Here is a 7671-nt window from a genome sequence, read left to right as displayed (position 1 = left end):
TGCTGGCCCCGGAGATCGCGGCGCTGCGCGATCGGCTCTATACCGTCGCCCACGACGCGGCGACGCCGGCCGGGGCGCTGTGCGAGGAATGGGCCGCGCGTCTCGGGCTGCCGGCCGGCATCCCGATCGCGATCGGCGAGTTCGACGTCCATTATGGCGCCATCGGCTGCGACATCGCCGAGGGCACGCTGGTCAAGGTCATCGGCACCTCGACCTGCGATTGCGCGGTGATGGCGGCCGACAACGCGGTCGTGGATATCCCCGGCGTCTGCGGCGTGGTCAAGGGCGCGATCCTGCCCGGGCTCTACGGCGTCGAGGCCGGACAGTCGGCGGTCGGCGACATCTTCAAATGGTGGGTCGAGACCGTCTGCCAGGGCAGTCCCGCGCTCCATGGCGAGCTGATGGAGAAGGCGGGCGCGCTCGCCCCCGGCGAATCCGGCCTGCTGGCGCTCGACTGGAACAACGGCAACCGCACCATCCTCGTCGACCAGCTGCTGACCGGCCTCCTGCTCGGCCAGACGCTCTACACCACCCGCGCCGACATCTACCGCGCGCTGATCGAGGCCACCGCCTTCGGGGCGCGGACGATCATCGAGCGCATGGTCGAGAACGGCGTGCGGATCGAGCGGGTGGTCTGCACCGGCGGCATCGCCGAGAAGAACCCGCTGCTGATGCAGATCTACGCCGACGTCACCGGCCGCGTCATGCGCGTCGCCGCTTCGAGCCAGACCTGCGCGCTCGGCGCCGCCATCGCCGCGTCGGTCGTCGCCGGGGCCCATCCGGGCTTTCCGGAGGCTCAAGGAGCGATGACCAGCCTCCGCCCGGTCGAATACGTGCCGGAGCCCGCGGCGCGGGCGGCCTACGAGCGGCTCTATGCGCTCTATCGCGATCTTCACGACGGCTTCGGCGGCGTCCGCGCCCTCGATCTCGCGCACGTGATGAAGGCGCTGCTCGCGCTCAAGCAGGAGGTCGGCGCCGGCGCCGACGAGGCTCACCCCGAACTGGCCGCGCAAAGCTGATGGACACAACCGACATGATCCAAACCGCCCTCCCCCAGATCTGGTTCGTCTGCGGCTCGCAGCATCTCTACGGCCCGAAGACGCTGGCCGAGGTCGAGGCCGACGCGCGGCGCATCGCCGGCGGGCTGTTCGACACCAAGGCGCTGCCCTTGCCGGTGATGTTCAAGGCGGTGGTCAAGACCCCGGACGAGGTGGCGCAGATCTGCTCCGCCGCCAACGCCGATCCGCATTGCGCCGGCCTGATCATCTGGATGCACACCTTCTCGCCGTCGAAGATGTGGATCCGCGGCCTCAATCTGCTGTCGAAGCCGTTCCTGCACCTGCACACCCAGTTCGAGCGCGCCCTGCCCTGGGACACGATCGACATGGATTTCATGAACCTGAACCAGTCGGCGCACGGCGACCGCGAGGCCGGGTTCATCCATACCCGGATGCGGCTCGGGCGGAAGGTCGTCGTCGGCCACTGGAGCGACGACGATGTGATCGCCCGCATCGACGCCTGGCAAAGGGCGGTGCGCGCCTGGACCGACTGGCAGGGCGCGCGTTTCTGCCGCTTCGGCGACAATATGCGCGAGGTCGCCGTCACCGAGGGCGACAAGGTCTCCGCCGAGATGGCCTTCGGCTTCTCGACCAACGGTTACGGCGTCGGCGATCTGGTCGCGCGGGTCGATGGCGCGAAGGAGTCCGACGTGATCGCGCTCCTCGCCGACTACGAGGCCGCCTACGACATCGCGCCCGAACTCAGGAAGGGCGAGAGCCGCCACGACTCGCTGGTCTACGGCGCGCGGCTCGAACTCGGCCTGCGCGCCTTCCTCGAGGAAGGCGGCTTTCGCGGCTTCACCACCACCTTCGAGGATCTGCATGGCCTGCGCCAGCTGCCGGGCATGGCGCCGCAGCGGCTGATGGCCGACGGTCACGGCTTCGCCGGCGAGGGTGACTGGAAGACCGCGGCGCTGGTCCGGGCGCTGAAGGTGATGGCCCTCGGCCTGCCCGGCGGCACCTCCTTCATGGAGGACTATACCTACGACCTCACCCCCGGCGCCGAGAGCGTCCTTGGCTCGCACATGCTCGAGATCTGCCCGAGCATCGCCGCCGGCCGACCGCGGATCGAGGTGCATCCGCTCGGCATCGGCGGCAAGGAGGATCCGGTCCGCCTCGTCTTCGAGGGCGCGACGGGGCCGGCGCTCAACGCCAGCCTCATCGACCTCGGCAACCGCTTCCGCCTGCTCGTCAACGAGGTGGAGGCGGTCGCGCCGCCGCCGATGCCGAAACTGCCGGTGGCGCGCGCGCTCTGGCACTGCAAGCCCGATTTCCGCACCGCCTGCCAGGGCTGGATCCTCGCCGGCGGCGCCCATCACACCGCCTACAGCCAGGCGGTGACCACCGAGATGCTGGAGGACTTCGCCACCATCGCCGGCATCGAGCTCGCCGTGATCGACGCCGACACCCGCCCGCGCGAATTCCGCGCCGAGCTGCGCAATGCCGAGGTCTACTACCATTTCGCGAAGGGCATCCGCGCATGAGCCCCTACACCGAGCTCAGGCGCGAGGCGTTCGAGGCCAACCTCGCTTTGCCGGCGCAGGGGTTGATCAACCTCACCTTCGGCAATGCCAGCGCCATCGACCGCGCCGCCGGGGTGTTCGCGATCAAGCCGTCGGGCGTCGCCTACGCCGCGATGAGCGCCGACGACATCGTCGTCGTCGATCTCGACGGCGACCGGGTGGAGGGGAAGCTCAACCCCTCGTCCGACACGCCGACCCACCGCCGCCTCTTTCTCGCCTTCGAGGGCATCGGCGGCGTCGTGCACACCCATTCCACCCACGGCACGGCCTTCGCCCAGGCCGGTGTCGCCATCCCGGCCTTCGGCACCACCCACGCCGACTATTTCGCCGGGGCGGTGCCGGTGACGCGCAAGATGAGCCGGGCCGAGATCGAGGGCGAATACGAGTGGGAGACCGGCAACGTCATCATCGAGCGCTTCCAGGGGCTCGATCCGGCCGACTATCCCGGCGTCCTCGTCAACCGTCATGCGCCCTTCACCTGGGGCCCGACGGTGGCGAAGGCGGTCGAGGCCGCCGTGGCGCTCGAATGCGCGGCCGAGATGGCGCTCCTGTCGCTGCGCCTCGCGCCCGACCTCGCCCCGATCGAACCGGAGCTGCGCGACAAGCACTTCCGGCGCAAACACGGGCCCTCCGCCTACTACGGCCAGCCCGGATGCTGAGCGGCCGCGCGCCGCGCAGGAAACCACAGACTACGAACCCAACGGGAGGACTACCAGGAATGAAACTGACCAAGACGCTTCTCGCCACGACCTTCATCGTCTCGGCCTTCGCCGGCGCGGCGATGGCCGAGACCGTCGGCTTCAGCCAGATCGGCTCGGAATCGGGCTGGCGCGCCGCCGAGACCACGCTCACGCAGCAGCAGGCCAAGGAGCGCGGCATCGACCTCAAGTTCTCCGACGCCCAGCAGAAGCAGGAGAACCAGATCAAGGCGCTCCGCTCGTTCATCGCCCAGGGCGTCGATGCCATCCTCATCGCCCCGGTGGTCGCCACCGGCTGGGACGATGTCCTTGGCGAGGCAAAGGACGCCGAGATCCCCGTCGTGCTGCTCGACCGCACCGTCGACGCGCCGGACGACCTCTATCTGACCGCCGTGACCTCCGACCTCGTGCATGAGGGCTCGGTCGCGGGCGGCTGGCTGGTCAAGACCGTCGGCGACAAGCCGTGCAACGTCGTCCAGCTCGAGGGCACCACCGGCTCGTCGCCCGCCATCGATCGCAAGAAGGGCTTCGAGGAGGCGATCGCCGGCCACGACAACATCAAGGTGATCCGCAGCCAGACCGGCGACTTCACCCGCGCCAAGGGCAAGGAAGTCATGGAGAGCTTCCTGAAGGCCGAGGACGGCGGCAAGAACATCTGCGCCCTCTACGCCCATAACGACGACATGGCGGTCGGCGCCATCCAGGCGATCAAGGACGCGGGCCTGAAGCCCGGCACCGACATCCTCGTCGTCTCGATCGACGCGGTTCCGGACATCTTCCTCGCCATGGCGGCGGGCGAGGCCAACGCCACCGTCGAGCTGACCCCGAACATGGCGGGCCCGGCCTTCGACGCGCTGGCGGCCTACCAGAAGGACGGCACGGTTCCCCCGAAGTGGATCCAGACCGAGTCGAAGCTCTACACCCAGGCCGACGACCCGCAGGCGGTCTACGAGCAGAAGAAGAGCCTCGGCTACTGACGCCGACGGCGGGACGCGCGTCAGCGGCACGTAGCCGCGTGTGACAAGAGTTGGCGCGTGTCCCGAGCGCAGCCGCGGGGACGGTCTTCCTCCCCGAGCCCGCGGCCGCCTTCCATTCCTTTCGGAGATCGCCCGTGACCGATGAAGCCCCGCTCCTGACCGCCCGCGGCCTCTGCAAGAGCTTCCCGGGCACCCGCGCCCTCGACGCCGTGGACTTCACGCTGCGCCGCGGCGAGGTACATGCGCTCCTCGGCGAGAACGGCGCCGGCAAATCGACGCTCATCAAATGCCTGACCGGCGCCTATCACCGCGACGCGGGCGAGGTCCGCCTCGACGGCGCCGTCATCGACCCGCGCGACACCTTCGAGGCGCAGGAACTCGGCATCGGCACCGTCTACCAGGAGGTGAACCTCCTGCCGAACCTGACCGTCGCCCAGAACCTGACGCTCGGGCGCCAGCCGACCCGGTTCGGCCTCGTCTCCGGCCGGGCGATGACGGCGATGGCCGAGGAGATCCTCGCGCCCTACGCGCTCGGCATCGACGTGAACCGCGGCCTCGACAGCTATTCCGTCGCCATCCAGCAGATCATCGCCATCGCCCGCGCCGTGTCGCTGTCCGGCAAGGTGCTGATCCTCGACGAGCCGACCGCGAGCCTCGACGCCCGCGAGGTCGAGATGCTGTTCGGCGTCGTCCGCGACCTCAGGGCCCGCGGCCTCGGCATCGTCTTCATCTCGCATTTCCTCGGCCAGGTCTTCGACATCTCCGACCAGATCACCGTGCTTCGCAACGGCCGCCTCGTCGGGTCGGTGCCGACCGCCGGCCTCGACAAGGTCGGGCTCGTCAACATGATGCTCGGCCGCGAGTTGCGGGCCGAGGCCTTCGCCCCGAACAGCCGCCCTGCCCCGGCCGGCACGCCCTTCCTCTCGGTCAAGGGTTTCGGTCGCAAGGGCACGATCGCGCCCTTCGACCTGACGATCGCCGCCGGCGAGGTGGTCGGCATGGCGGGCCTGCTCGGCTCCGGCCGCACCGAGACCGCGGAGACCCTCTTCGGCGTCGCGCGCGCCGACAGCGGCGCGGCGACCCTCGACGGCCAGACCGTCAGCCTCGCCTCGCCGCGCGAGGCCATCGCCCACGGTTTCGGCTTCTGCCCGGAGGACCGCAAGAGCGATGGCATCGTCGGCGACCTGTCGATCCGCGAGAACATCATCCTCGCCGCCCAGGCCCGCCGCGGCTGGCTGAAGCCGATCGGGCTCGGCGAGCAGGCCAGGCTCGCCGAGGACTATATCAAGCGCCTCGACATCCGCACCTCGGACGCGGAGAAGCCCATCGGCCTCCTGTCCGGCGGCAACCAGCAGAAGGTGATTCTCGCCCGCTGGCTCGCCACGCACCCGAAGTTCCTGATCCTCGACGAGCCGACCCGCGGCATCGACGTCGGCGCCCATGCCGAGATCATCCGCCTGATCGAGCAGCTCTGCGAGCAGGGCATGGCGCTGCTCGTCATCTCCTCCGAGCTGGAGGAGCTCGTCGTCTACAGCCACCGCGTCATCGTCGTCCGCGACCGCGCCCATGTCGCCGAGCTGACCGGCGGCGCGATCACCGTCGACGGCATCGTCAACGCCATCGCTCGCACGGGAGACGCGGCATGACCCTCGCCTTCCTCCGCCGCGTCCTGCCGCAGATCCTCACCCTCGCGGCCATCATCGCCGTCATCGGCGTGATCTTCCCGGGTTTCTTTTCGATCCAGTTGGCGAACGGCCGCCTGTTCGGCAGCCCGATCGACATCCTGAACCGCGGCGCCCCGGTCGCGCTCCTCGCCATCGGCATGACGCTGGTCATCGCCACCCGCGGCATCGACCTCTCGGTCGGCGCGGTGATGGCGATCTGCGGCGCCGTCGCCGCCGCGAGCGTCCAGGCCGGCCACGGCGCGCTCGTCGCCGTGCTGATGGCGCTCGGCACCGGCCTGCTCTGCGGTCTCTGGAACGGGTTCCTCGTCGCCGTGCTGAAGATCCAGCCGATCGTCGCCACGCTGATCCTGATGGTCGCCGGCCGCGGCATCGCCCAGCTCGTCACCAGCGGCACCATCCTCACCTTCTCCGACCCCGGCCTGATCTTCCTCGGCGGCGGCACGCTGTTCTGGCTGCCGACGCCGGTCGTCATCTGGCTCGCCGCCGCCCTCATCGCCATCGTCGTCGTCCGCCGCACCGCGCTCGGCCTGCTGATCGAGGCGGTCGGGGTGAATCCGCGGGCGAGCACGCTCGCCGGGGTCAATGCCCGCGCCCTCACCGTCGCCGTCTATGTCGTCTCCGGCCTCTGCGCCGCGCTCGCCGGCGTCATCGTCGCCGCCGACATCCGCGGCGCCGACGCCAACAACGCCGGCCTCTGGCTGGAACTCGACGCCATCCTCGCGGTGGTGGTGGGCGGCAACTCGCTGCTCGGCGGCCGCTTCTCCATCGTCGCCTCGCTGATCGGCGCCATGGTGATCCAGTCGGTCAACACCGGCATCCTGATCTCCGGCTTCCCGCCCGAGTTCAACCTCGTCATCAAGGCCGGCATCATCCTCGTCATCCTCGTCCTGCAGTCGCCGAACGCCCTCGCGCTCGCCGCGGCGCTCAGGCCCAACCGCCCGGCCGCGCAACCGGCCCAGGCCCAAACCAAACCGCGGGAGACAACCACGCCATGAACGCCCGCCTCCTGCCGCTTCTCGCCACGCTCGGCATCTTCCTCCTCGCGTATTTCGTCGCCTGGACGCAGTTCCCGAACATCCTCTCCACCCGCGTCGTCGGCAACCTCCTGACCGACAACGCCTTCCTCGGCATCGCGGCGGTCGGCATGACCATCGTCATCCTCTCGGGCGGCATCGACCTCTCGATCGGCTCGGTCATCGCCTTCTCCGGCGTCTTCATCGCCGTCATGCTGCGCGACACCGGTCTGCACCCGCTCGTCGTCTTCGCGATGCTGCTGGTGCTCACCACCGCCTTCGGCGCGGCGATGGGCGGCCTCATCCATGTCCTCGAAATGCCGCCCTTCATCGTCACCCTCGCCGGCATGTTCCTCGCCCGCGGCCTCGCCTATGTGCTGTCGATCGACTCGGTGCCGATCGACCATCCGTTCTACGCGGCGATGCAGAAAACCTACTGGCTGATGCCGGGCAAGGGCCGGCTGACCCTGATCGGCGGCCTGATGCTGCTCACCTTCCTCGCCGGCACGCTCCTCGTCCACCGCACCCGCTTCGGCGCCCGGGTCTTCGCGCTCGGCGGCGGCGTCCATACCGCGCGGCTGATGGGCGTGCCGGTCGGGCGCACCACCATCGCGATCTATGCCCTCTCCGGCCTGCTCGCCGGCCTCTCGGGCATCGTCTTCTCGATCTACACCTCCGCCGGCTACTCGCTCGCCACCGTGGGCGTCGAGCTCGACG

Annotated in this window: 7 protein-coding genes; all 7 read left to right on the top strand. The window is 69.6% G+C overall.

What is annotated here, in order from left to right; genetic code table 11:
* On the top strand, positions 1-1019 hold a 1019-nt coding region (locus tag Q0480_RS17495; RefSeq protein ID WP_299134940.1), incomplete at its 5' end, for an FGGY-family carbohydrate kinase.
* 14 nt (positions 1020-1033) lie between these two features.
* Positions 1034-2542, top strand: a complete 1509-nt coding sequence (araA, locus tag Q0480_RS17490) for an L-arabinose isomerase (protein WP_299134938.1) — start codon at positions 1034-1036, stop codon at positions 2540-2542.
* The gene (gene araD / locus Q0480_RS17485) at positions 2539-3240 is read left to right on the top strand and encodes an L-ribulose-5-phosphate 4-epimerase AraD (RefSeq protein WP_299134936.1); all 702 of its coding nucleotides are present in this window, start codon (positions 2539-2541) and stop codon (positions 3238-3240) included. The genes araA and araD overlap by 4 nt, the downstream gene beginning before the upstream one ends.
* Positions 3241-3299: 59 nt before the next feature.
* Positions 3300-4256 (top strand): galactofuranose ABC transporter, galactofuranose-binding protein YtfQ, encoded by a 957-nt coding sequence (gene ytfQ / locus Q0480_RS17480; RefSeq protein WP_299134934.1) that lies wholly within the window; start codon positions 3300-3302, stop codon positions 4254-4256.
* Positions 4257-4390: 134 nt separating this feature from the next.
* Positions 4391-5902 (top strand): sugar ABC transporter ATP-binding protein, encoded by a 1512-nt coding sequence (locus tag Q0480_RS17475; RefSeq protein ID WP_299134933.1) that lies wholly within the window; start codon positions 4391-4393, stop codon positions 5900-5902.
* A complete protein-coding gene (locus Q0480_RS17470) occupies positions 5899-6936 on the top strand; it encodes an ABC transporter permease (protein WP_299134931.1) in 1038 nt (345 codons plus the stop codon). Before Q0480_RS17475 ends, Q0480_RS17470 begins: the two co-directional genes overlap by 4 nt.
* Positions 6933-7671, top strand: a 739-nt coding sequence (locus tag Q0480_RS17465; protein WP_299134930.1) for a sugar ABC transporter permease YjfF, incomplete at its 3' end; no start/stop codon positions are given. The genes Q0480_RS17470 and Q0480_RS17465, both read left to right, overlap by 4 nt.

Origin of the sequence: uncultured Amaricoccus sp. (assembly GCF_937891315.1) — a bacterium.
GTDB lineage: Bacteria > Pseudomonadota > Alphaproteobacteria > Rhodobacterales > Rhodobacteraceae > Amaricoccus.
Note: the sequence above shows the minus strand (reverse complement) of the source record. Positions and strands in the feature narration are given on the sequence as shown.

What these genes read in the sequence shown, in the direction of transcription:
- araA (WP_299134938.1), top strand. Translation starts at nt 1,034, where the DNA reads ATGATCCAAACCGCCCTCCCCCAGATCTGGTTCGTCTGCGGCTCGCAG.
- araD (WP_299134936.1), top strand. Translation starts at nt 2,539, where the DNA reads ATGAGCCCCTACACCGAGCTCAGGCGCGAGGCGTTCGAGGCCAACCTC.
- ytfQ (WP_299134934.1), top strand. Translation starts at nt 3,300, where the DNA reads ATGAAACTGACCAAGACGCTTCTCGCCACGACCTTCATCGTCTCGGCC.
- Q0480_RS17470 (WP_299134931.1), top strand. Translation starts at nt 5,899, where the DNA reads ATGACCCTCGCCTTCCTCCGCCGCGTCCTGCCGCAGATCCTCACCCTC.